Source organism: Erwinia sp. AK-PDG3-5, assembly GCF_056821705.1.
On record NZ_CM165967.1, the window covers coordinates 3,185,713 to 3,208,286 of the forward strand.

Here is a 22,574-nt window from a genome sequence, read left to right on the forward strand (position 1 = left end):
ATCAGTTCCCGTTCACGGTCGCTGTTTTCACGGCGTTATCCGCCAGGCCCCATTTGCTGAGGATCTTCACATAGCTGCCATCGGCGATCATCGCATTGACCGCGCCCTGCACCGCCGCAATCAGCGCCGGATCGTTTTTGTCGATCGCCATGCCGGTGAACTGCGAAGCAATCGCCTTATCCAATGGCTTGTAGGTGTTTTTCTCCAGATTCATCACGTAAGGCAGGGTTTCGCTGCCCTGCACCGCGCCATCCAGACGACGCTGACGCAGCTGGGTACGTGCATCTGCCGTGCCTTCCGCGCCGACCACCACGATAGCGGGCTTACCTTTGGCCTCGCAGTTGGCCTGGCTCCATTTGGCGATTTCCTGTGGGAAGGTGGTACGACGGCTGGTGCCGACTTTCTTGCCACACAAATCGGTCGCGCTGTTGATGTCCTTGCGCGCCGCTAAGGTGTAGAACTGCGGTCCGGTGGTGAAGTAGTCGATAAAGCTGACCACCTTCTGACGTTCGGCGGTGTCGGTCATGCCGGACATCACCATATCCACACGCTTAGTCGACACGGCGTTGACCATCTGTTCAAAAGCAATTTCCTGCCAGTTGATTTTGACGCCCAGCTTCTCGCCAATCGCGTTGCCCAGGTCGACATCGACGCCGGTTAAGGTATTGGTCGCCGGATCTTTGAATTCCATTGGTGGATAGTTCGGCATGATGGCCACGGTCAGTGCGCCTTTCGCTTTCAGGGCAGCAGGCAGCTCCGCAGCCCTGGCGGCGGAGTTAAGCAGAACAGCGGCAGCAACGGCAGTAAGCACGATCTTTTTCATCTGATTTACCCTGGTTATTAAAGAAGAATGGCGTTGATAAAATTCTGCATCCGCGGATTTTGCGGATTCAGCAGGATGTCTTCGGGCGCACCGCGTTCGATAATGCGACCTTCATCCATGAACACCACCTGGTTGGCCACCTCACGGGCAAAGCCCATTTCATGGGTGACCACCACCATCGTGGTTCCTTCTTTTGCCAGCGTCCGCATCACGGCCAACACTTCGCCGACCATTTCCGGGTCAAGCGCCGAGGTTGGCTCGTCGAACAGCATCAGCTTGGGCTTCATCGCCAGCGCGCGGGCAATCGCCACACGCTGTTGTTGTCCGCCGGAAAGCGCCTGCGGATAGGCGTGCGCCTTACTGGCTAGCCCCACCCGATCCAGCAGCGCCATCGCTTCTTCCGTGGCTTCCCGCTTTGGCCGCAACAGCACCCGGCACGGCCCTTCAATCACGTTTTCCAGCGCAGTTTTATGCGGGAACAGATTAAAACGCTGGAAAACCATGCCGGTTTGCAGGCGCTGACGGGCAATTTGCTTGTCGCTCAGCGGATGCAGTTTGTTGCCGGCCATGCGGTAGCCGGCCAGTTCGTTGTCGATCCAAATCCCGCCCTGATCGACCCTCTCCAGCTGATTGATGCAGCGCAGAAAGGTGCTTTTTCCGGAGCCGGACGGCCCCAAAATGCACATCACCTCGCCGTAATTCACCTCCAGACTGACGTCCTTCAGGGCATGGAAGTGGTCGAAGTACTTGTTCACCTCAACGGCTCTGACGATATTTCTCATCGCAGGAATTCCTTAGTTGCGGCGGCGCTGGCCGCGTGAGAAGTAGCGCTCAAGGCGGCTCTGCCCGAACGACAGCACGGTGACGATAATCAGATACCAGATGCCCGCCACGAACAGCAGCTCCATCACCCGCGCATTGGCGTAGTAGATGTTCTGCGTGTTGTAGAGCAGTTCGGAGTACTGGATCATGCTCGCCAGGCTGGAGGTTTTGATCATGCTGATAAATTCATTACCGACCGGCGGCAGGATCACCCGCATCGCCTGTGGCAGGATGATGCGCTGCAACGCCTGCAGCCGCGGCATGCCAATCGACTTCGCCGCTTCATACTGGCCGGTATCAACGGACAGCAGACCGGCACGCACCACTTCCGAGGTGTAGGCGCCCTGGTTGATGCTCAGCCCCAGCAGCGCCGCGACAAACGGCGTCATCACGTTGACGGTTTCGACGCTGAACACGCCGGGAATGGCGATCACCGGGAACACCAGCGCCAGGTTAAACCACAGCAGCAGCTGGAGGATCAGCGGCGTACCGCGAAAGACCCAGGCATAGCCGACCGAGAGGTAATGCAGCACCGGGTTGGGCGACATATACATAATCGCCGCCACCACGCCGAAGAAGATGCCCAGCGCCATCGCCAGAATCGACATCACCAGCGTATTCACCACCCCGTCCAGAATCGCGCGGGCGGTAAAGAACTGCCCGACATAGGACCACTCGATTTTGCCCTGCGAAAAGGCATGCACCAGCGAGCCGAGCAGCAGGATGATCACCACCGTGGCGGTGATACGCCCGTAATAGCGCTTGGGGACCATCTGGTAGCGCTTGAGATCGTAAGCAGGGTCGGCTGCCCTGCCCGTCTCGGTAACGTTTTGCGAACTGTTCATTCCGGCTCCGGAGGTTGTAGGCTGAGAAGTTACAGACGAGGGCCCTGATAGACGCTCACCCACTCGGCCTGCTGCTGGATACGCGCTTTCAGACGGGTAATCTGCTCGCTGACGCGCGCCGGTGCGGTGCCGCCGAAGCCATTGCGGGAATGGATCGCCGCTTCCAGCGTCAGCGCACTGCGCACCTCCGGCGTCAGCCGGGCATCGACCTCAGCCAGCTGGTCGTCGGTCAGATCGGAGAGGCCCTGCTGATGGAATTCACACAGCTGAACCAGTTTGCCGGTGATCTCATGCGCTTCCTTAAACGGCACGCCGCGCATCGCCAGCCAGTCAGCCACTTCGGTAGCGAGGGTGAAGCCATCCGGGGCCTGAGCCAGCATCTCCCCGGTGTTGACCTTCATGGTTTCAATCATGCCGGCCATTGCAGGCAGCACTAATAGCAGGGTGTCGACCGAATCAATGGCGCTGCGTTTGTCTTCACTCAGGTCGCGGTTATAGGAGAGCGGCATCGCCTTCATGGTGGCCAGCATCGCCGTCAGGTTGCCGATCAGGCGGCCGCTACGACCGCGCGTCAGCTCGGCAATATCCGGATTCTTTTTCTGCGGCATGATCGAGCTGCCGGTGGCATAGCTGTCGCTGATTTCTACCCAGCGGAACTGGCGGGAGGTCCACAGGCAGATCTCTTCGCTGATGCGCGACAGGTTGACGCCGATCATGCTGGTGATAAACAGGAATTCAGCAACGTAGTCGCGGCTGGCGACGGCATCAATCGAGTTCTCGCACGGGGCGCGATAGCCCAGCTCTTTCGCCGCCAGTTCCGGCCGACGCGCAATGGCGGAACCGGCCATTGCTGCTGCGCCGAGTGGCGAGAAGGCGCTACGGTGATCCCAGTCCTGAATACGTTCAATATCGCGTGAGAACGACTGCGCATGGGCCAGCAGCTGATGAGCAAAGACAATCGGCTGAGCCTGCTGAAGATGGGTGAAACCCGGCGCGAGGGTGTGGGTGTGCTGATCGGCCTGGAAAATCAATGCCTTCTGCAGCGCCAGCAATGCAGTGGTGATATTGCGGACATTATCGCGCAGATACAGTCGCAGATCGTTGACGGTCTGATCGTTACGGGAGCGTCCGGCGCGCAGCTTGCCGCCCAGCGCGCCGAGCCGCTCGGTCAGGACGCGTTCGATAAAGGTGTGAACATCTTCGTCAGCCGCGATCGGATCGACCTTTCCTGCCCGATAATCCAGGTCGAGCTGGTCGATAGCGGCGGTCATGTGCCCGGTTTCTTCTGCGGTAAGCAGGCCCGCGCGCTGAAGTTCGTGCGCATGGGCCCGGCAGCCGGCGAGGTCATAAGGTGCCAGTGCAAAATAATATTCAGGGCTGCGCGACAGCGCGGTTAAGGCGGCGGCTGGTGGCGTTTTAAAACGGGCACCCCATAAACGATCGGCACTGTCTGACATAATTTCTCTCTTATGGCGAGGTTAACGCCGGATCCGCAGGAGAATAAGAAAACCCTCTGGAAGCAGCCTTAACAATAAATAAAGGTTATATTTGCGTACTGTCTGGTATTTCTTGTCTGATTCAGGTTCACTCTTACTTTCACTGTATTTATGCCGGGGTTGAATAGTTATTATGGAAAGTAAGGTTTCCAATACAGGAAACATGAATTATCCACGCAGCGACAATTCATCGGTAACCATTAACAATGTCGACCTGAAGTTATTGCGTGTCTTTAAATGTGTCGTGGAAGCCGGCGGGCTGACCTCGGCCAGTCATGAACTGAATATTGGTCTGGCGGCAATCAGTAAGCAGGTGTCGGATTTGGAGATCCGTTTAGGGATGACCCTGTGCAGCCGTGGGCGGGAAGGCTTTGAGCTGACGGAGTACGGCATTACCGTTTATCAGGCCACGCTGGAGCTGTTTTCGTCGCTGAATACCTTCCGCGACAGGCTGCATAACAGCCGCAATGAACTGCTGGGCGACCTGAGTATTACCGTGGTCGATAACACCATTTCTGACCCGCATTCGCCGGTCACCAAAGCCGTGCAGCGACTGCATATTGCTGCACCAAAAGTAAACATCCGGCTGCAAACCGCACATCTGGATGATATTGAAAAAGGATTAAATGAGGGCCGTTTTAATTGTGCTATCGCGCCGGTTTATGATGAGAAAAGTGACTTTGATTATTATTCTGCCTATAGCGAAACCTCGGCATTATATTGCAGCAGTGAGCATGCGTTATTTTCGATGGCGGATGCTGACATTACACTTGAATTATTAAAACAACAAAAAATTATTAATCATACTTACGTCACACATCGCCATGCCAATAAGCTTTTTGCCTTTAATGAGAGCAACATTCAGGCGGTACAGGTTGAAGCGGTGGCGATGCTGATCCTGACCGGACATTTTATTGGCTATTTACCGATGCATTATGCCGAACGCTATGTGCAGGAAAATAGCATCCGCGCCGTCGGCCCGGATGCGTTGCAGGTGCATACGCCTTTCTGTCTGATAATAAAAAAAGGCCGCAAGATAAATCAGATTATTAAGCTGTTTATGGATTCGCTGGGAATAGCCTGAGCGCATGCACTATCATGATGCGCACCCTTGGCGTTTTTTTCAGCCCACCCGTTTAAACATCACCGTGGTGGCATCAAACACCCCTTCGGTGGAGAGCGCATAATGCGGGATCTGACCGCTTATCTGCCAGCCCTGCGCCAGATACAGTTGCTCTGCCACATCGCCGCTGCGGGTATCCAGCACCAACAGGGTTCTTCCCTCCTGCTCAGCCTGTTTTTCCGCCTGATGCAGTAATTCGCGGGCGATGCCCTGCCGTCTGGCTTTCGGATGCACCAGCAGCTTGGCGATTTCCGCACGATGCTGACCGTTGGGCATCATGCCCAACACCAGCATCACCGTTGCCACAATCTCGCCCTGCTGGCGGGCCACGATTAACCGTTTCTCGCCACTGGCAAGGTGGGCCACCACGCCCTGCCAGAAAGTGAGCATGGGCTGCGGATCCTGCGAGATAAAACCAATGCTGGCACCTTCTGCCACACAGCCGTGGAGAACGTTGTACAACGCGTCCTGTTCACTGGCTGCCTGTTCTGCACTGAGAAGCTGATACTGAATTTCATTCATGGACGACACACCACCAACGCGTAATGCGCACCTTCGGCCTCCGGCGCGTGGAAAGAGGAGCGGCCAAACAGGTGAAAGCGCAGGCAATCACCGGCTTCCAGCCGCCACTGCGCGTCGTTCATGCTGAACTCCAGCACGCCGGCGAGCATCCAGATATGTTGTTCAATGCCTTCTACGGGCGGCGCGTCATATTCAATCAGCGCCCCGCTCTGCAAACGCCCTTCCACCAGCTCAGCATGAAAAGGGGTGGCCGGCGGTGAAACGCTGCGCCGGTGATAGCCATTTTCGCGGTCCTGCCAGACGGTCTGCGCGGCCGCGCGCAGATGCTGCGGTCCCTGCTCTTCAACCTCACTCAACAGACGCGACATGGTTAGGCCGTAGGCAATGCACAGGCGGTTCATCAGCGCGGCGGTTGGGCTGGTTTCGCCCCGCTCAATGCGCGACAAAGAGGCCCGGCTGATGCCGGTCAGCTCAGCCAGGGTTTCCAGCGACCAGCCTTTTTCCAGGCGTAAATCCGCCAGCCGCTGGGCCAGACGTCGGTCGGTATTGGCAAGAGGTTCCATAAAAATCTCATAAAAGGGAAAGTTTCTCTAAATTGAGATCTACAGGGATTTAGTGTGAACTTCAACTTGTACAGAAAAATAATAGTTGTACAGCAATGGAGAGTTCGCTACGGTTAGGTGGAGTGGGCAGATCCTGAGGAAATGAATGGCATTGTACAGTATTGGTGACGTCGCAGTCCGCTGCGGTATCAATCCCGTCACGCTACGGGCATGGCAGCGTCGCTACGGCTTATTAAAACCCCAGCGGACCGAAGGCGGTCACCGCCAGTTTGATGACGAAGATATTCTTCGCATCGAAGAGATTAAGCGCTGGGTGCAAAGTGGCGTCCCTGTCGGCAAGGTGAAGGCGCTGTTAGAAGGCGAAAACGTTAACGTCCATGATGGATGGGTCACACTGCAGGAAGAAATGATGGCGGTCCTCCGTCATGTTCGCCCAGCAAAACTTCGCGCAAAAATCGCGACAACCGGTCGTGAAAATCCGGCAGATGTACTGATTGACCACGTTTTCATCCCAATCAGGCAGCGGCTGGGACTGGATCAAAATACCGCCAGGACCATGTGCAGTTTGCTGGATGGTGCTTTAATTGATTATGTCGCCTTCTGTTTAACCGGTTCGCGTAAAAAACCCGGCAAGGATGCGTTGCTGATGGGCTGGGCCAATGAAGACCGCACGCGACTCTGGTTAGAAGCATGGCGGCTGTCGCAGCAGGGTTGGCGAATCGATGTGCTGGCTGAACCCCTTGAGATGCCGCGCCCTGAACTGTTTCCGGGCCAAAAAATCTTTGTGTTCACCGGTAAACCCCTCACCCGCCGACAGCAGGAACAGCTGACGCACTGGCACGAACAGGGGTTCTTAATCACCTATATCAACAGCAGAGGCTGAGGAGTGGTATATGACACAGCAGGAAACGCTGGGCAGACTGGTGGCGTTTTACCAGACGCTGGAGGCCAGCAAGCTCAATCAACTGGCCGACATTTACCACTCTGATATCTGCCTGGCAGACCCGGTCGGTGAACATCGCGGGCTGCCGGTGGTCTCGGACTACTTTTCTTCACTGCTGAAAAACCTGCGCTACTGCCGGTTTGACGTCTCGCAGACTCACCATTTTGACCATAACGCCCTGCTGATCTGGCGGATGTTCTACGCGCATCCTTCCCTGCAAGGCGGCGCGGAGCAGACGCTGGAGGGCAGCAGCTACATCCAGTTCCGCGACGATAAGATCAGTTTTCAGCGCGATTACTACGACATGGGCGCCATGCTGTACGAAAAGATCCCCGTGCTGGGATCGGTAATCAGGCAGCTTAAAAAGAGGTTACAACCATGAAACGGGTGTTAATTACCGGCGCAAGCTCCGGAATTGGTTACCAACTGGCGCTCGATTATGCCGCCGACGGCTGGCACGTTACCGCATGCGGCAGAAATCGCGCCAAGCTGGAAACGCTGCGGGAACACCACAGCGACATCGTGCTGTGCGTATTTGATATCACCGATCTGAATGAGACCCGCCAGGCGCTGCTGGGTAAAAGTGCCAGCCTGGTGATCCTCTGTGCCGGCACCTGTGAATACCTTAATCACGGCGTGGTGGAAGCGGAGAAAGTCCATCGGGTGATGAGCACCAATTTCAACGGCCCGGTGAACTGTCTGGACGTGCTGCTGCCGCAGCTGGCCCCCGGCAGCCGGGTGGCGCTGGTCGGTTCGACCGCCAGCCTGGTGCCGATGCCACGGGCCGAAGCCTATGGCGCCTCCAAAGCCGCGCTGGCCTATTTCGCCCGCAGCCTGGCCCAGGATCTGAAGCGTCAGCAAATCGCCATCAGCCTGGTGCAGCCCGGTTTTGTCGATACTCCCCTGACCGAGCGCAACGATTTTCCGATGCCAATGATCATCAACGTTAATCAGGCCTCGCGCTGCATTCGTGAAGGCCTGGCGAAAGGCAAAGCGGAGATCTCCTTCCCGCGCCTGCTCTCCTTTATTCTGCGCATGACCTCCCGTCTGCCGGTAGCGCTACAGCGTCTGCTTACCCAACAGATAGCGAGGTAATCTTTGAGAATTGCGATTGTAGGCAGTGGGATTTCCGGGCTCAGCTGTGCATGGAAGCTGGCCAACAAAGCAGAAGTGCATCTGTATGAGGCCGGCGACACGCTCGGCGGCCATACCGCGACGGTTGATGTGGAACTGGCGGGCAAACGCTGGGCGATTGATACCGGTTTTATCGTTTACAACGATCGGACCTATCCGCGTTTTCTGTCGCTGATCGCCGAACTGGGGCTGGAAAGCAGGCCGACCGAGATGAGTTTTTCGGTGCGCAACAATCGCAGCGGCCTGGAGTACAACGGCCATACGCTGAGCACGCTGTTTGCTCAACGCAGCAACCTGTTTAAGCCGAGTTTCTGGCGATTCCTGATGGAAATTGTGCGTTTCAATAAGCGCGGCAAGGCCTGGCTGGAACATCAGTCGGAGCAGGGAACGCTGGATGATTTTTTGCAGCAAGAGGGCTTCAGCCAGTTCTTCGCCCAGCATTATATTCTGCCGATGGGCGCGGCGATCTGGTCGACGTCACTGGCCGAGATCCGTCAGATGCCGCTGTCGCTGTTTCTGCACTTCTTTAACCATCACGGCCTGCTGGATTTGAGCCAGCGCCCACAGTGGTATGTGGTGCCAGGCGGGTCCAGAGAATATATCCGCCGGCTGATCGCGCTGGTGGGCGACAAGCTCACCGTGCATCTTGCCACACCGGTGCTGAAAGCGGTGCGTCATCCTCAGGGTGTGACTCTGCACAGCGCACGCGGTGAGGAGAGCTATGACCAGGTGATTTTCGCCTGCCACAGTGACCAGACGCTGAACCTGCTGGCCGATGCCACCGCAGAAGAACGCGAGATGCTGCTGGGCGTGCCTTACAGCGCCAACGAAGTGATCCTGCATACCGATACGTCGCTGCTGCCGGAAAACCGCCGCGCCTGGGCCAGCTGGAACTACCGTCTGGATGATACGCAGGCCGGCGACGAGCTGTTGGGGGCCAGCGTCACCTACAACATGAACATTTTGCAGGGCATCAAGTCATCCGAGACCTTTTGTGTCTCGCTGAATGCCACGCAACCGATCGATCCGGCCAAAGTGCTGGGGCGCTATAGCTACCATCACCCGCAGTTCAGCCTGCAAAGCCTGATCACCCAGACCGAACGGCTGCGGCTGAATGGCGGTAACCGCAGCTGGTTCTGCGGCGCATGGAGCTATAACGGCTTCCATGAAGACGGCATTCGCAGCGGGCTGGATGTGGTGGCCGGCATGGAACAGGCGGGATTGCTATGAACAGCGCCCTTTACAGCGGCCACGTGCGTCACCGGCGTTTTACCCCGGTTGATCATCAGTTCAGCTACCGCATCTTTATGCCGCTGATTGACCTTGATGAGCTGCCACTGCTGCGCAGCGTCGGCATCCGGCCCGGCAAGTTTTCCTGGGCCTCTTTTTGCCAGGAGGATTATCTTGGCGGCGGCGACATTAAGCAGCGGGCGCAAACGCGGATTGCCGAGCTGACCGGCGAGCAGCTCAACGGCCGGGTGATGTTACTGACCCAGTTGCGCTATCTCGGTAGCGCGTTTAACCCGGTGAATTTTTACTACCTCTACGATGACGCCGACAGCCTGCGCTGGATGCTGGCCGAAGTGCGCAATACGCCGTGGAACGAACGCCATACCTATGCGGTGAAGCCAGACGGCAGCGAAACCACGCAGAAAGCATTTCACGTTTCGCCGTTTAACCCGATGGATATGGTCTATCACTGGCGGCTTTCCGCGCCCGGCAAATCGTTGTCGGTGCACATTGAGAATCACCGGGCCGGTCGCGAATTTGATGCCACGCTGCACCTGCGTCATCAGCCGCTGACCCGCAAGACCTTGCGCCACCATCTGTGGCGGTTTCCGCTGATCACCCTGAGAACCGGACTGGCCATTTACTGGCAGGCCTGGAAGTTGTGGCGCAAAGGCGCGCCGATCTATGACCACCCCAAGTCGGAGAAATAGCGGATGTGTATACCGGAACTGACCCTGACCCGTCGCGGTAAAGCGGGCAAACGTTTGTCCACCTCACGACGACTGATTTTTTCTCTGTTGCAACATCTGCAAGGGGCGGGTCTGCGTCTGCACGATCCGCACCTCGGCACCCATTTCTTTGGCGACAGCCAGGCGGCGATCCAGGCTGAAGTGGTGGTTCATCACTCCAGCGCTTATCGTCGGGTGTTGTTCGGCGGCAGCATTGCCGCAGCGGAAACCTATATGGACGGTGACTGGGATACGCCAGATTTGACGGCGGTGATCCTGACGCTGGCCACCAATATGCCGGTGCTGGATAAGCTGGAGTCGCGGCTGAGCTGGATGTCGTCGCCGCTGAACAGGATGCGCCATGCGTTTCGCCGCAACAGCGTGAAACAGGCGAAGCGCAATATCGCCGCCCATTATGACCTGGGCAACGATTTCTACACCGCGTTTCTCGACCGGGCGATGCTCTATTCGAGTGCCTGCTACAAGCAGCCGGAGATGACGCTGGAACAGGCGCAGCAGGAAAAAATGCGCCGTCTGTGCGTCAAGCTGGGGCTGGGTCCCAACGATCATCTGCTGGAAATCGGCACCGGTTGGGGCGCGATGGCCGAGTTCGCAGCACGCGAGTATGGCTGCCGGGTGACCACCACCACCATTTCCCAGGAGCAGTACGACTACAGCTGCCAGCGTATTCAGACGGCGGGGCTTGGCGATCGGGTCACGGTGCTGAAAGAGGATTACCGCAATCTGACCGGTCAGTACGACAAGCTGGTGTCGATCGAAATGATCGAAGCGGTGGGAAAAAACTATATCCCGCTGTTTTTCGAACGCTGTCAGCAGCTGGTTAAACCCGGCGGCCGCATGGCCCTTCAGGCGATCACCATCAGCGAAGAACGCTTCGACAGCTATGCGCGGGGCGTCGATTTTATCCAGCGTTATATTTTCCCCGGCGGGTTTTTACCGTCGGTCAACCTGCTGCAAAAGACCATGAACGAGCTGACGGATTTCGTCAGCCTGGATCTGTTTGAGATGGGGCTGGATTACGCGCGCACGTTGCAGGAGTGGCGGCACCGCTTCGATCACGCCTGGCCGCAGCTGGAAAAAGGCCGCTTTGACGAACACTTCCGCCGCATGTGGCTGTTCTATCTCTGCTACTGCGAAGCGGGCTTCCGCGCGAAAACTATCGGTACCGTTCAGCTCACCGCGGAGCGAACATGAGCACCCTGCGCTTCTGGCTGCTGACGCTCGGGTTTGACCTCTACTGGGCGCTGGCTGTCGGGTTGCGCGAGCGCGCGGTTTACGCGTTAGTGGTCATTGCGCTGCTGGCCTGGTGGGCCAGCGGTGCCACCCTGCGGCTGCGGGTGTTAGCCGTGGCGCTGGTGGGTATCGCCATGGACAGCCTGTGGCTGTGGCTGGATTTGTTCCATTTCGCGGAGGCACAGTGGGTGCCGCTGTGGATGCTGTCGTTATGGCTGGCCTATGCCTGCTGGTGGCCGCTGTGCCAGCACCGCTACGCCTTAAGCGGACCGTTGCTGGCGGTGCTGGGCGCCGTTGTTGGTCCGTTCACCTATTATCTCGGTGAGCGGCTAGGCGGGATGGAACTGACCGCGTCGCCGTTAAAAGTCTTTGGCCTGATGGCCATCGGCTGGGCGATTTATCTGCCGCTTACCCGCAGGCTGCTGCAAAGGAGTGAGAGATGAGATCGCTGCTGCTGCTGCTGCTGGTACTCTCGCCCCTGGCGCAAGCCTCCGACTGGCAGCGCTGGCAGACGGTGGGGAAAGCCACGCTGACCTGGGGACCGTTTACGGTTTACGATTCGCAGCTGTTTACACCGGCGGGCACGTTTACGCCGCAGCAGTGGCCGTTAGCGTTGGTGATCACCTACCGCCGCGACATCAGCCATCAGGATCTGACTCAGGCCACCGCAGAGCAGTGGCAGGCGCAAAACATTGGCACCCTTAGCCAGCGTCAGGCGTGGCTTAGCGCGTTAAACCGACTGTGGCCCGACGTCACGGACGGCACCCGACTGGCGTTTCAGGCCAGCCAACAGGGTGGACAGTTTTACTGGCAGGCGCCGGGGATCGCTTCCCCAATCAAACCGCTGGGGCAGCCTTTTGATCCGGCTTTCCGCGACGCCTTCCTGGCCATCTGGCTTTCAGAAAAAACCACCTATCCCGACATCCGTCGGGCACTGACCGGAGGTAGCTGATGTGGAAATCCCTGATGTTAATTGGTGCGCTGCTGCTGACAGGTTGCGGCGCGAAAATAGAAGACTATCAGCAGGCCCAGCCGAAGATAGATATCTTCCAGTGGTTTAACGGCGAGTCCCGTGCCTGGGGAATGGTGCAGGATTACAGCGGCAAACAGATCCGCCGTTTTGAAGTGACCATCAAGGGCACGGTGGTGGGCCCAACGCTGACCCTCAACGAGCAGTTTGCCTATGATGATGGGGAAAAACAGAGCCGCGTCTGGCATATCCGCAAGCTGGAGGATGGCAGTTATGTCGGCACCGCAGGCGATATTATCGGCACCGCCAAAGGCCATGCGGCGGGCAACGCCTTCAACTGGCAGTACGCGATGACGGTTAAAACCGACAGCAGCAGCTATACGCTGAACTTTGACGACTGGATTTATCAGCAGGATGCCACGCACCTGATGAACGTGACGTCGTTGAAAAAACTGGGCATTGAAGTGGCGCGCGTCACCATTTTCTTCAACAAAGAGCAGCCGGCCGGGCAATAAAATGACAGCAAAGGCTTAACCCGCGAGGGCGAATGGCGTTATACTTCGCCCTCTTTCAGCGGCAGACCACCACGGACATACCGGCATGAACTTGCAAAAAATTGGCGTCATCTTCATCTTCCTGTTAATGGCGCTTGGCGGCATTGGCGGCGTGATGCTGACCGGTTATACCCTGCTTATCCGTTCCTGAAGCGTTTTTGCAGGCGCTCAAACAGGCGGTCGGTAACGATAGCCAGCAGCGCCACCAGGCAGGCACCCTGAATCACATACGCGGTATTGAACCCGCTTAGCCCGATAATCACCGGCGACCCCAGCGTTTTGGCGCCGACGGTTGACGCAATCGCGGCGGTGCCAATATTGATGATCACCGAGGTGCGGATCCCCGCCACAATGACGCTGGCCGCCAGCGGCAATTCGACTTTGCGCAAGATCTGCCAGGAACTCATTCCCACACCTTCTGCAATTTCGCGGGCACTGGCCGGCACAGCGCCAATGCCCGCCAGCGTACCTTGCAGGATCGGCAGCAGGCCGTAAAGAAACAGCGCGATGATGGCTGGCTTCTCGCCAAATCCCATGATCGGCACCGCAATCGCCAGCACGGCGACGGGCGGAAAGGTTTGCCCCGCCGCCACCAGCGTTTCAATCAGCGAACGAAACTCTTTTCCCGCCGGACGGGTGACAAAAATCCCGGCGCCCATGCCGACAATCACCGCAAACAGGCTGGAGACCGCCACCAGTTCGATATGCGCCAGCGCCAGTTGCAGAAAACTGTCCTGCCGGTACATCGGCCGATCCAGTTCTGGAAACCAGCTGGCGAACAGCGGCTGGCTGTAAGGCATCAACACTAACAGTGCGACAAACACCGCGATCAGCCACAGCAACGGATCCCTTATTCCGCGCATGTTACTCCCTCCTCTGCCGCAGCAAATCGGCGAAGTGCAGCACGCCCAGCGGCTTTTGCTGGCGGTCGATCACCGGCAGGCGGTCGGTCTGGCGCGCGATAAACTGCGACAGTGCCTCACGCAGCGTCATCTCTTCCGGGATGGCTTCCTCTTCCAGCCATTCGCCGCGCCGCGCCGCCGCGCCAACGTTTCCCAGCGACAGCAGGCGAATGCCCAGCTCGCTGCGGCCGAAGAAATCCCGCACAAAATCGTTGGCGGGTTGGGTCAGCAATTCGACCGGCGTCCCCTGCTGGATCACCTTGCCGCCGTCCATCAGCACCAGTCGGTCGGCCAGCGCCAGCGCTTCGTCGATATCGTGGGTCACCAGTACAATGGTACGGCCAGAAATCTGGTGAATACGGGCGATTTCCTGCTGTAACGCCGCGCGCGTGACCGGATCCAGCGCGCCAAACGGCTCATCCATCAGCAGCACTTCGGGATCGGCCGCCAGCGCGCGGGCCACGCCGACGCGCTGCTGCTGACCGCCGGAAAGCTGGTGCGGAAAACGGTGGCGAAACTGCTCGTCGAGATTGAGCAACGCCAGCAGTTCGGTGACGCGTTCGGCAATCCGCTGCTTTGACCAGTTGAGTAGCGCCGGTACGGTGGCGATATTCTTTTCCACCGTCCAGTGCGGGAACAGGCCAATGGACTGGATGGCATAGCCCATCCGGCGGCGCAGGATCTGCGGATTGAAGCTGCGGATCTCCTCACCGGCAAATTCGATGGTGCCCTGGTCATGTTCGATCAGCCGGTTGATCATCTTTAGCGTGGTGGACTTACCGGAGCCGGACGTGCCGATCAGCACGGTAAATTCGCCTTTGGCGATATTCAACGTTAAATCGCTGACCGCTGGCTTCCCGGCAAAATGTTTGCTGACCTGGTTAAAGTGGATCATTGGCGCTTCGCCTCAATAACGGAAAGAACAAATTTGAACAGGGCATCGATAACCACCGCCATGGCAATCACCGGGATCACTCCCAGCAGCACCAGCTCCAGCGCGCTGCTGAGCAGGCCCTGGAAGATGATCGCCCCGAATCCGCCGGCGCCAATCAGTGCGGCGATGACCGCCATGCCGACGGTCTGAACGGCAATCACCCGCAGGCCGGTCAGCAGCACCGGCAGCGCCAGCGGCACTTCCGCCTGCCAGAAAATTTGAGCACGGGTCATGCCCATCCCTTCTGCGGTTTCAATCACCTCTTTCGGCACCTGCTGCAACCCGGCGACCACGCTACGCACCAGCGGTAACAGCGCATACAGCACCAGGGCTATTAGCGCGGGCGCCATGCCAATCCCGCTGATACCCAGTTCGGATAACCAGGGAAAGGCGCGGGCCAGTCCGGCTAACGGCGCAATCAGCAGGCCGAACAACGCCACGGAAGGCACGGTCTGGATCACATTCAGCACGGCAAACACCGGTGACTGCACCGCCGCTTTTTTGGCGCACCACCAGCCGAGCGGAATGCCGATGGCCAGCGTTGGGAGCAGGGTGCCGACCAGCAGCAACAGATGGCGCGAGAAAGCCTGATCGAACACTTCCCGACGGTTGGCGTACTCCTTCAACAGCGCCATCTGTTCCAGCTGACCGTTCAGTAAAAAAACGATGACCGGTAGCCAGATTTGACCATTCAACAGCAGCCGCCAGAAGACCTGCGGCGTCAGGCGGGAAATCGTATCCGCCGCGATAAGCAGACAAAGCCCGCCGCTCAGCCAGAAGCCGCTGCCCCACGAGGTTCTGGCCAGAGGGCTGCCCTGTTGCGAAAGCAGTGTCGCCTGATGGCCGCTAAAGGCGATCAGGGCGATAAACAGCCCTTCGCTCAGCAGCAGCGTCAGCACCAGATGTCGACGGGAAACCGGCAGAAAAGCCAGCAGCAACAGCAGAATGACCGGCACGGGCAGCAGCCATTGCACGCCCTGCAACAGCTGATGCAGCGGCAATGGCTGGCCGGAAACCAGCCGGTTAGGGGCGTAATTCAGAAAGGGCAAGCTGGCTGCGGCAACGGCCAGCAGCACAGCCAGCGTCAGCAAAACCCGATTATGAAGTTGGAGGCGCAAAATTTTCCCACTACCTTGCGGGCCGGTGCGTCCGGCCCGGGCTCACCCTACAACAGTTTTTTCTGCTGCAAATAGTCCGCCGCCACCGTTTTCGCATCCTGGCCTTCTACGGCAATTTTTGCGTTCAGTTCCTGCAGCGTTTTCTCGTCCAGCGAGGCAAAGACCGGTTTCAGCCAGTCGGCAATCTGCGGATAGGCTTTCAGCACCGCATCGCGGATCACCGGCGTTGGCGCATAGATTGGCTGCACCCCTTTTGGATCGCTCAGGGTTTGCAGTCCCAGCGCCGCGACCGGACCGTCGGTGCCATAAGCCATCGCCGCATTCACGCCGGAGGTCTGCTGCGCCGCCGCCTTGATAGTCACCGCAGTATCACCCCCGGCCAGCGACAGCAGCTGATCCTGTTTCAGGGTGAAGCCATAGGCTTTCTGGAACGCCGGTAACGCATCGGCGCGTTCGATAAACTCGGCCGACGCCGCCAGTTTGAACTCACCGCCCTTCTTCAGCCAGGCGCTGAGATCGTCGAGTGATTTCAGCTTATTCTTGTCGGCCAGATCGCTGCGTACCGCAATCGTCCAGGTGTTATTTGCCGGGGCCGGCGTCAGCCAGGTCAGTTTGTTTTTCTCTTGATCCAGCTTCTTCACCTTCTCGTAGCCTGCTTTGGCATTTTTCCACGCAGGATCCTTTTCATCATTGAAGAAGAAAGCACCGTTGCCGGTGTACTCGGGATAGATGTCCAGTTCGCCGGCGGTGATCGCGCCTCTGACCACCTGGGTGGTGCCGAGCTGCACCTTATTGACCGTTTTCACCCCGTGCTTATCCAGCACCTGCAGGATGATATTACCCAGTAACGATCCTTCGGTATCAATTTTCGAACCGACTTTGACCGGGTCTGCCGCCTGCGCGGTTGTGGTCAGAGCCAGTAATCCGGCCAGTGCCAGTAAGGCTGTACGCCCTGTTCTTTGCGACATTTTCTGTTCCTTTCCTGAAGGTTAGTAACAAGCGTAGCCTAATAAATCAGCAGAGAAAGCCAGACGGCTAAAAACCCCGAGCCGCCTCTCAGAGAGAGAACCCTTTCGCCCGCTCTTTTTCAACGGGCATTTCGTTGTAACTTATAACCATCAGGCATTTAACTCTGTCATCTCCGGGAGTATTCTCTGGGCTTATTCTTAAAAAAAAGACCATAACATCATGACTGACTTAGCATCTTCGGCGCACGTCGCCATTGCAGGGAGTGCGCCGACGGGGGAAGCCTTTACTATCCGTCGCGCCGCGGACGTATCTCATCTGGTTAACACCAGCACCCAGGCCCGCAGTAACGCCCGTATCGTGATCGGCATTGCGCTGGGCGGGGTGTTTCTCGACGCTTACGACCTTGGCGCTCTGGCCTTTGGCATGAAGGATGTCACCAAAGAATTTGGTCTGTCGCCAACCGGCGCGGGCATGGTGGCGTCGGCGATTGCGTTTGGGGCCATTGTCGGCGCGCTGCTCGGCGGCTATCTGACCGATAAAATTGGCCGCTATCGGGTGTTTATGGCCGATATGTTTTTCTTCGTGTTTGCCGCGCTGGCCTGTGCCTTCGCACCGAATGAGTATGTACTCACCGCCGCGCGCTTTGTGATGGGGTTAGGGGTCGGGATTGATTTGCCGGTGGCGATGGCGTTCCTCGCCGAGTTTTCCAAGCTGAAAGGGCGCGGCAACAAAGCCGCCAGTATCGCCATGTGGTGCCCCACCTGGTATGCGGCGATTTCGATTTCCTATCTGCTGGTGCTGTTCTTCTATTCCGTGCTGCCAGAAGCCCACTCCGGCTTACTGTGGCGCATCATTCTGGGCTTCGGCGCGGTGCCGGCCATTCTGATTATCTGCATCCGCAGCCGCTATATGAGCGAGTCACCGGTGTGGGCAGCCAATCAGGGGGATTTAAAGGGTGCGGCGGCGATCCTGCGCAGCTCTTACGGCATCAATGCCCATGTGGCGGAAGACGCAGACCTGACGCCGGCCAAAGCCACCCGCAAGGCCAGCTGGCGCAACTATGGTGAACTGCTGAAAGGCGTTTACCTGCGTCGTACCCTTCTGGCGACCGTGACGGCGATTGCCTCTGCCTTTGCCTATAACGCCGTGGCCTTTGGCCTGCCGGTGATCCTCTCCAGCTTCCTTGCCCAGTCGATGCTGACCACCATTCTGGTGTCGCTGGCGTTAAATCTGCTGTTTGCCTTTGTCGGCGGCATCCTGGCGGTGCGGCTGGTGCCAAGATTTGGCGCGTGGAAGATGACAACCCTTGGCTACAGTTTCCAGTTTGCCGCATTGATTGGGCTGGCGCTGGTTGGCCGTCCCGCCGACGGTGCGGAAGCGGCGGTGTCGATCGGCATGCTGGCGCTGTTCCTGTTGGGCCAGGGATTTGGTCCTGGCTCCCATACCATGACCTTTGCCTCGCTCAGCTATCCCACCTCGTTACGCGGCGTGGGCGTTGGCTTCAATCAGACCCTGATGCGCGCCAGCTCTACCGCGTCGCTGTTCCTGTTCCCGCTGCTGTCGGCGGCATTCAGTACCAATGTGTTCTGGATTATTGCGCTGGCGCCGTTGGCCGGGCTGATCGCCCTGCTGGCTATTCGCTGGGAACCGTCAGGTTACGATGTGGATGCGGAGGATTTTGCGCAGTAAGCGCAAGGATAACTGCCGATGCGGGCTGAGGTTCAGCCCGCAAGCTGTTGCGCGGTGAACTGCTTAAACGCCGGGGGAATGCGGGCAAAGGTGTGCAGGAACCACGGCGTGAAGCGCTCCGGGTAACGTTGCATCTCCTGCCCGATGTCATTCAGTGAAGCATAACGCCAGCCTCCCGCTTCTTCCGGGTTGGGCTGCGGCTGCTCATCGCTAAAGGCAAAAAAGACGTGGCCGTATTCGTGTTCGGTTAAGCCGTTGCCCATCGGCAGGTTGTAGCTCAGCTCGAACGCCGGATCCAGCGACAGACGCATACCCATCTCTTCACGCAGACGGCGCTCGGCCGCATGTTGCGTCGATTCCTGGGGGAACGGGTGACCGCAGGTGGTGTTACTCCACAAGCCACCACAGTGGTATTTGTCCATGGCGCGCTGCTGAAGCAACAGTTGGTGGCGGGAGTTGAACACGTAAACGGTTACCGCGCGATGCAGTAAACCTTTCTGATGAACCTCCAGCTTTTCCATCCTGCCGATGGGACGATCGTGACGATCAACCAGGATAACTTCGATTGCAGACATGCGCCCTCCTTAGGACTAATCTCACACATTGTGGCACAGCTTAGGACATTTCGGCTGCATGAAATCGTGCGGAATTATGACAGGGCAGCACAAAACTGCCCTGTGGGCGGCGGGACGGAGGATTATAACTTGAAGCTGCTGACCACCAGTTCCAGCTGAACGCTTTGCTCTTCCATCGCCTGGGCGGCGGCGGAAACCTGCTCAACCAGCGAGGCGTTCTGCTGGGTGGTGCTGTCCAGTTGGGTGATGGCAGTGTTCACCTGGTCGATGCCCATACTCTGCTCGCGGCTGGCAGACATGATTTCTGACATTAAGGTGGTAACGCTGCTGACACCGTTCATCAGCTCATCCATGGTGCTGCCGGCTTCCTGCACCAGCTGACTGCCCTGATCGATATTCGCCACCGATTCTTCAATCAGTTTCTTAATCTCACGGGCAGAGTTCGCTGAACGCTGGGCCAGATTACGCACTTCGGAAGCGACCACCGCAAATCCACGGCCCTGCTCACCGGCACGCGCCGCTTCGACCGCCGCATTCAGTGCCAGAATGTTGGTCTGGAAAGCGATGCTGTCGATCACGCTGATGATATCCACCACCTTACGGGAAGAGGTATTGATCTCGCCCATGGTGACCACCACCTGTTTCACCACGTTGGAACCACGCGCGGCAACGCGAGACGCATCGCCCGCCAGCTGGTTGGCATGGGTGGCGTTATCGGCGTTCTGACGCACGGTGCCGGTTAACTCTTCCATCGAAGCCGCCGTCTGCACGATGGAGCTGGACTGCTCTTCGGTCCTGGCGGACAGATCGAGGTTGCCGCTGGCAATCTCTTTCGACGCTGAGGTGATCGCCATCGCGCTCTCACCCACCTGACGGATCAGCCCCTGCAGGTATTCAATAAAGCTGTTGAAGCTTTGGGCAACCGCATTGAATTCCGGGCTGCTGCTGTTGGGCAGGCGCTGCGTCAAATCCGCACCGCCGGTCGACAGCGCCAGTATGTTGTCATTCAGGCCGGACAGACGTTTCATCATGGTACGGATAAAGCCCAGCAGCACCAGCAACAGCAGGATCGCTAACGGGATTTGCACCAGGCCCAGACGGGACAGGATCGAGTTGGTTTGTTTGGACAGTAACGCCGTCGGGACGTCGCTGGCGATAAACCACGGACTGCCGCTGATCTGCTGTACAAACAGCGTATGGTTGCCGTCTTCACCGTCATAGGTGCTCTGCGACGCTTCGCTGCCGGCCGAAGTCAGCGCGGTGCGCAGGGATGCCGCCATTGGCGTGGTCAGCTCGCTGAGGTTACGCAGTTTTGGCGTGCTGTCGATCAGGCTGGCATCGCCAACGACCTTACCGTCAGCTTCGACAATCAGCACCTGACCCTGCACCGCATCGCCCATCTCTTTCGCCAGATGGTTGAAGAAGCCCAGCGTCACGTCGATTGTGGCAACGCCCCAGGCTGCGCCGTTACGATAGATGCCCATCGCGCAGTTGGTACGGGGTTGCGGGCTGGCCGCATCCTGATAGGCTTTCGCCCAGGCACACTGGCCTTTGGCCGCCGCCAGGCCGTCTTTGTACCACGACTGCTCGTAGTAATTTGGCGCTTCGGCGGAGTTCCAGAAGGTGTTGACCTGCAGGGTGTTGCTGCTGTCACGGGCAAAAAACGTACTGAACTTATCTTTCGCCGCATCCCGCATTTTTGGCAGTGGCCAGATGCCGCCGCCAAACACGTTCACGTCCTGATACTGGTTCACTAACGCCGGTAACACGGTGTCGATAGCCGCGCTGTCGAGCACCGCGGCGGATTCCGTAATGCTGCGCTGTTGCGCCTGGATACGGTTCATCATCTCAGTAATACGGGCACCGATCGTTTCCACTTCATAGCGCACCAGACGACTCTCATTGGTCGTAAGCTGGGGCGCAACAAACATTTTAATTACCACTACCGTGATCAACAGCAGTAACGCAAAAAAGCCGACGATCAGGAGGGTAAATCTGGCCTGGGTTGTTTTCAACATGACGAGCCCCACTCAACTCAATCAGGCACAATTGCCTGATCGGGTTAACGGCCGCTGACAGGGAAACTTGATGTGACATCGGTCTCATTTCAGACAAATGTTTTGCTGACGCGATCCGATCGGATCGCCTTGCAGAATTTAATTCTGTGAATCAACCACCTGCGGACGGGGACGGAAGATATGATTACAGCCTTCCTGACGCAATCTTTCCACCAGCTGGTTACCGCCGCTCTCTTCCGCTTCCGCCAGTTCACGTTCAGCGGTGGTCACCGGCGTAGTCCACAGCAGGTTGACCTTCTCGCCGTCGCGTTTTGGCAATTTGAACTGCCCTGCTTCGCCGCTCAGTTCACCTGAAATCAGGAAGCCTTCAAAGCCGACCGGTGCCACCGACGATTCCAGCGTATGGCCTTCGCCCAACCAGCTGAGACGCGCCCAGGGGAAATGCGCGAAGCTGGCCAGTGCACTGGCCATATGTACCGCGTTTTCTTCGGTCATCACTTCAGCATCGATGGCCATCGCCAGCTCAACGCGGCGGTGTTGCCCGGCCAGATCCTCAAACAGAAAATCGACCCACGGCATCGGGCGGATGCTCATCCCCAGGGTCAGGAAATACCAGCTGCCCTGATGATAATGTTGTGAGATCGCCATCGGTGGCCAGTTTCCCTGGTCGATGGAGTAATACTTGAGGGATTCCCCGAACTGCGCTTCGTAGCAGGCGATCATTTCGCGCTGCATCGGGTCCCACAGATGACCGTCATGCCAGTCACGCCAGAAATGGCGGTGCTTATCAGCCTGAGCATAGTAGTCGTTGGTGGAGGCCGAGCCTAACGGCGCGGTCAGCCGGTTCTCTTTAATGCAGCCGGCAGAGAAGCTCACCTGCTTGTTTTGATAGAGGCTCCAGCCAGGGATCACCGCCAGTAATTGCCCCTGATACCACAGCGCCGCGCCGTCATCGGCCGGTTCCCAGATAATCTGTAACCCGGCAGGATCGAGCATCGGTTCGGCCTGCAAGGTGCGGCAGTATTCAGCGCTGAGTAACGGCGGGATCCCCTGCTCCATCGACGCGAGGTCTTCGCTGGCAGGGGCAGGCAACAGGTTGCGCAACCAGCAGCCGCGCACCGCAAACTGGCTGCGGAACCCTTCGGCAGGCCACAGATAGAAATAGGCGGTACGCTCATCCTGTTCAACCCTGGCGATCAGCGTTTGTTGCTGATTGTGGACTTCAGCGATCCGGTACGACTGTGTCATAAAGCCTCGACAATGGATGTAGGGGGATCCTTTTCCCGGAGAATAGGGCAGGATGTCCCGATGTGCCACGTCGGAGCAAGGGTAAAAGTCTCAAAAATGATAAACGCGTCGTAA

25 protein-coding genes are annotated in these 22,574 nt (G+C 57.9%); 12 read left to right on the forward strand and 13 right to left on the reverse strand.

Annotated elements, in window-relative coordinates:
• Position 1: 1 nt before the first annotated feature.
• Genes AC1UKS_RS14720 through argH form a run of 4 tightly spaced genes read right to left on the reverse strand, consistent with a single transcriptional unit; the run spans position 2 to position 3,947 of the window.
• Entirely contained in the window at positions 2-823 is an 822-nt protein-coding gene (locus AC1UKS_RS14720; protein ID WP_482434237.1) for an ABC transporter substrate-binding protein, read from the reverse strand.
• A 17-nt stretch (positions 824-840) separates the two neighbouring features.
• Positions 841-1,605, reverse strand: coding sequence for an amino acid ABC transporter ATP-binding protein (locus AC1UKS_RS14725; protein WP_482434239.1), 765 nt, complete (start codon positions 1,603-1,605; stop codon positions 841-843).
• 12 nt (positions 1,606-1,617) lie between these two features.
• A complete protein-coding gene (locus tag AC1UKS_RS14730; RefSeq protein ID WP_482434241.1) occupies positions 1,618-2,490 on the reverse strand; it encodes an amino acid ABC transporter permease in 873 nt (290 codons plus the stop codon).
• Positions 2,491-2,519: 29 nt separating this feature from the next.
• Positions 2,520-3,947 carry an argininosuccinate lyase gene (gene argH, locus AC1UKS_RS14735; protein WP_482434243.1) on the reverse strand — a complete coding sequence of 476 codons (1,428 nt, stop codon included), beginning with the start codon at positions 3,945-3,947 and terminating at the stop codon, positions 2,520-2,522.
• 172 nt (positions 3,948-4,119) lie between these two features.
• Here argH and AC1UKS_RS14740 point away from each other — a divergent pair, with 172 nt between their 5' ends.
• Positions 4,120-5,070 (forward strand): LysR family transcriptional regulator, encoded by a 951-nt coding sequence (locus AC1UKS_RS14740; protein ID WP_482434245.1) that lies wholly within the window; start codon positions 4,120-4,122, stop codon positions 5,068-5,070.
• A 39-nt stretch (positions 5,071-5,109) separates the two neighbouring features.
• Here the strand turns inward: AC1UKS_RS14740 and AC1UKS_RS14745 are convergent, their stop codons facing one another.
• Entirely contained in the window at positions 5,110-5,631 is a 522-nt protein-coding gene (locus tag AC1UKS_RS14745) for a GNAT family N-acetyltransferase (RefSeq protein WP_482434246.1), read from the reverse strand.
• Entirely contained in the window at positions 5,628-6,194 is a 567-nt protein-coding gene (locus AC1UKS_RS14750; RefSeq protein ID WP_482434247.1) for a helix-turn-helix domain-containing protein, read from the reverse strand. Before AC1UKS_RS14750 ends, AC1UKS_RS14745 begins: the two co-directional genes overlap by 4 nt.
• 145 nt (positions 6,195-6,339) lie before the next feature.
• On the opposite strand from AC1UKS_RS14750, the gene AC1UKS_RS14755 reads away from it, so the two are divergent.
• The 10 genes from AC1UKS_RS14755 to AC1UKS_RS14800 all read left to right on the forward strand — a co-directional run bounded on the left by AC1UKS_RS14755 (position 6,340) and on the right by AC1UKS_RS14800 (position 13,158).
• Positions 6,340-7,077 carry a MerR family transcriptional regulator gene (locus AC1UKS_RS14755; protein ID WP_482434249.1) on the forward strand — a complete coding sequence of 246 codons (738 nt, stop codon included), beginning with the start codon at positions 6,340-6,342 and terminating at the stop codon, positions 7,075-7,077.
• A 10-nt stretch (positions 7,078-7,087) separates the two neighbouring features.
• Positions 7,088-7,519, forward strand: coding sequence for a nuclear transport factor 2 family protein (locus tag AC1UKS_RS14760; RefSeq protein WP_482434250.1), 432 nt, complete (start codon positions 7,088-7,090; stop codon positions 7,517-7,519).
• Positions 7,516-8,232, forward strand: a complete 717-nt coding sequence (locus AC1UKS_RS14765; RefSeq protein WP_151037902.1) for an SDR family NAD(P)-dependent oxidoreductase — start codon at positions 7,516-7,518, stop codon at positions 8,230-8,232. Before AC1UKS_RS14760 ends, AC1UKS_RS14765 begins: the two co-directional genes overlap by 4 nt.
• Positions 8,233-8,235: 3 nt before the next feature.
• A complete protein-coding gene (locus AC1UKS_RS14770) occupies positions 8,236-9,501 on the forward strand; it encodes an NAD(P)/FAD-dependent oxidoreductase (RefSeq protein WP_265911837.1) in 1,266 nt (421 codons plus the stop codon).
• On the forward strand, positions 9,498-10,211 hold the full coding sequence (locus AC1UKS_RS14775) for a DUF1365 domain-containing protein (RefSeq protein WP_013201416.1): 714 nt from the start codon (positions 9,498-9,500) through the stop codon (positions 10,209-10,211). The genes AC1UKS_RS14770 and AC1UKS_RS14775 overlap by 4 nt, the downstream gene beginning before the upstream one ends.
• A gap of 3 nt (positions 10,212-10,214) precedes the next feature.
• Positions 10,215-11,444, forward strand: coding sequence for a class I SAM-dependent methyltransferase (locus tag AC1UKS_RS14780; protein ID WP_482434252.1), 1,230 nt, complete (start codon positions 10,215-10,217; stop codon positions 11,442-11,444).
• The gene (locus AC1UKS_RS14785; RefSeq protein WP_482434253.1) at positions 11,441-11,926 is read left to right on the forward strand and encodes a DUF2878 domain-containing protein; all 486 of its coding nucleotides are present in this window, start codon (positions 11,441-11,443) and stop codon (positions 11,924-11,926) included. Before AC1UKS_RS14780 ends, AC1UKS_RS14785 begins: the two co-directional genes overlap by 4 nt.
• The gene (locus AC1UKS_RS14790) at positions 11,923-12,435 is read left to right on the forward strand and encodes a hypothetical protein (protein WP_482434254.1); all 513 of its coding nucleotides are present in this window, start codon (positions 11,923-11,925) and stop codon (positions 12,433-12,435) included. Before AC1UKS_RS14785 ends, AC1UKS_RS14790 begins: the two co-directional genes overlap by 4 nt.
• Positions 12,435-12,968, forward strand: a complete 534-nt coding sequence (locus AC1UKS_RS14795; RefSeq protein WP_265911832.1) for a DUF3833 domain-containing protein — start codon at positions 12,435-12,437, stop codon at positions 12,966-12,968. The genes AC1UKS_RS14790 and AC1UKS_RS14795 overlap by 1 nt, the downstream gene beginning before the upstream one ends.
• 85 nt (positions 12,969-13,053) lie before the next feature.
• Positions 13,054-13,158, forward strand: coding sequence for a protein YohO (locus AC1UKS_RS14800; RefSeq protein ID WP_265911831.1), 105 nt, complete (start codon positions 13,054-13,056; stop codon positions 13,156-13,158).
• Here the strand turns inward: AC1UKS_RS14800 and AC1UKS_RS14805 are convergent.
• The 4 genes from AC1UKS_RS14805 to osmF are packed head-to-tail and all read right to left on the reverse strand — an operon-like array spanning position 13,145 to position 16,929.
• On the reverse strand, positions 13,145-13,870 hold the full coding sequence (locus AC1UKS_RS14805; RefSeq protein ID WP_265911830.1) for an ABC transporter permease: 726 nt from the start codon (positions 13,868-13,870) through the stop codon (positions 13,145-13,147). The genes AC1UKS_RS14800 and AC1UKS_RS14805 overlap by 14 nt on opposite strands.
• 1 nt (position 13,871) lies before the next feature.
• Positions 13,872-14,804 (reverse strand): ABC transporter ATP-binding protein, encoded by a 933-nt coding sequence (locus AC1UKS_RS14810; RefSeq protein WP_482434255.1) that lies wholly within the window; start codon positions 14,802-14,804, stop codon positions 13,872-13,874.
• Positions 14,801-15,961 carry an ABC transporter permease gene (locus AC1UKS_RS14815; protein ID WP_482434257.1) on the reverse strand — a complete coding sequence of 387 codons (1,161 nt, stop codon included), beginning with the start codon at positions 15,959-15,961 and terminating at the stop codon, positions 14,801-14,803. Before AC1UKS_RS14815 ends, AC1UKS_RS14810 begins: the two co-directional genes overlap by 4 nt.
• Before the next feature lie 47 nt (positions 15,962-16,008).
• Complete coding sequence (gene osmF, locus AC1UKS_RS14820) at positions 16,009-16,929, reverse strand: glycine betaine ABC transporter substrate-binding protein OsmF (protein WP_265911826.1); 921 nt, start codon at positions 16,927-16,929, stop codon at positions 16,009-16,011.
• A gap of 220 nt (positions 16,930-17,149) precedes the next feature.
• On the opposite strand from osmF, the gene AC1UKS_RS14825 reads away from it, so the two are divergent.
• The gene (locus AC1UKS_RS14825) at positions 17,150-18,619 is read left to right on the forward strand and encodes an MFS transporter (protein WP_482434258.1); all 1,470 of its coding nucleotides are present in this window, start codon (positions 17,150-17,152) and stop codon (positions 18,617-18,619) included.
• A gap of 32 nt (positions 18,620-18,651) precedes the next feature.
• Here AC1UKS_RS14825 and idi read toward each other — a convergent pair whose 3' ends face one another.
• The 3 genes from idi to AC1UKS_RS14840 form a co-directional block, all read right to left on the reverse strand.
• A complete protein-coding gene (gene idi, locus AC1UKS_RS14830) occupies positions 18,652-19,194 on the reverse strand; it encodes an isopentenyl-diphosphate Delta-isomerase (RefSeq protein WP_482434259.1) in 543 nt (180 codons plus the stop codon).
• A 122-nt stretch (positions 19,195-19,316) separates the two neighbouring features.
• Positions 19,317-21,212 carry a methyl-accepting chemotaxis protein gene (locus AC1UKS_RS14835; protein ID WP_482434261.1) on the reverse strand — a complete coding sequence of 632 codons (1,896 nt, stop codon included), beginning with the start codon at positions 21,210-21,212 and terminating at the stop codon, positions 19,317-19,319.
• A 138-nt stretch (positions 21,213-21,350) separates the two neighbouring features.
• Complete coding sequence (locus tag AC1UKS_RS14840) at positions 21,351-22,460, reverse strand: suppressor of fused domain protein (RefSeq protein WP_482434262.1); 1,110 nt, start codon at positions 22,458-22,460, stop codon at positions 21,351-21,353.
• Positions 22,461-22,574: the final 114 nt, after the last annotated feature.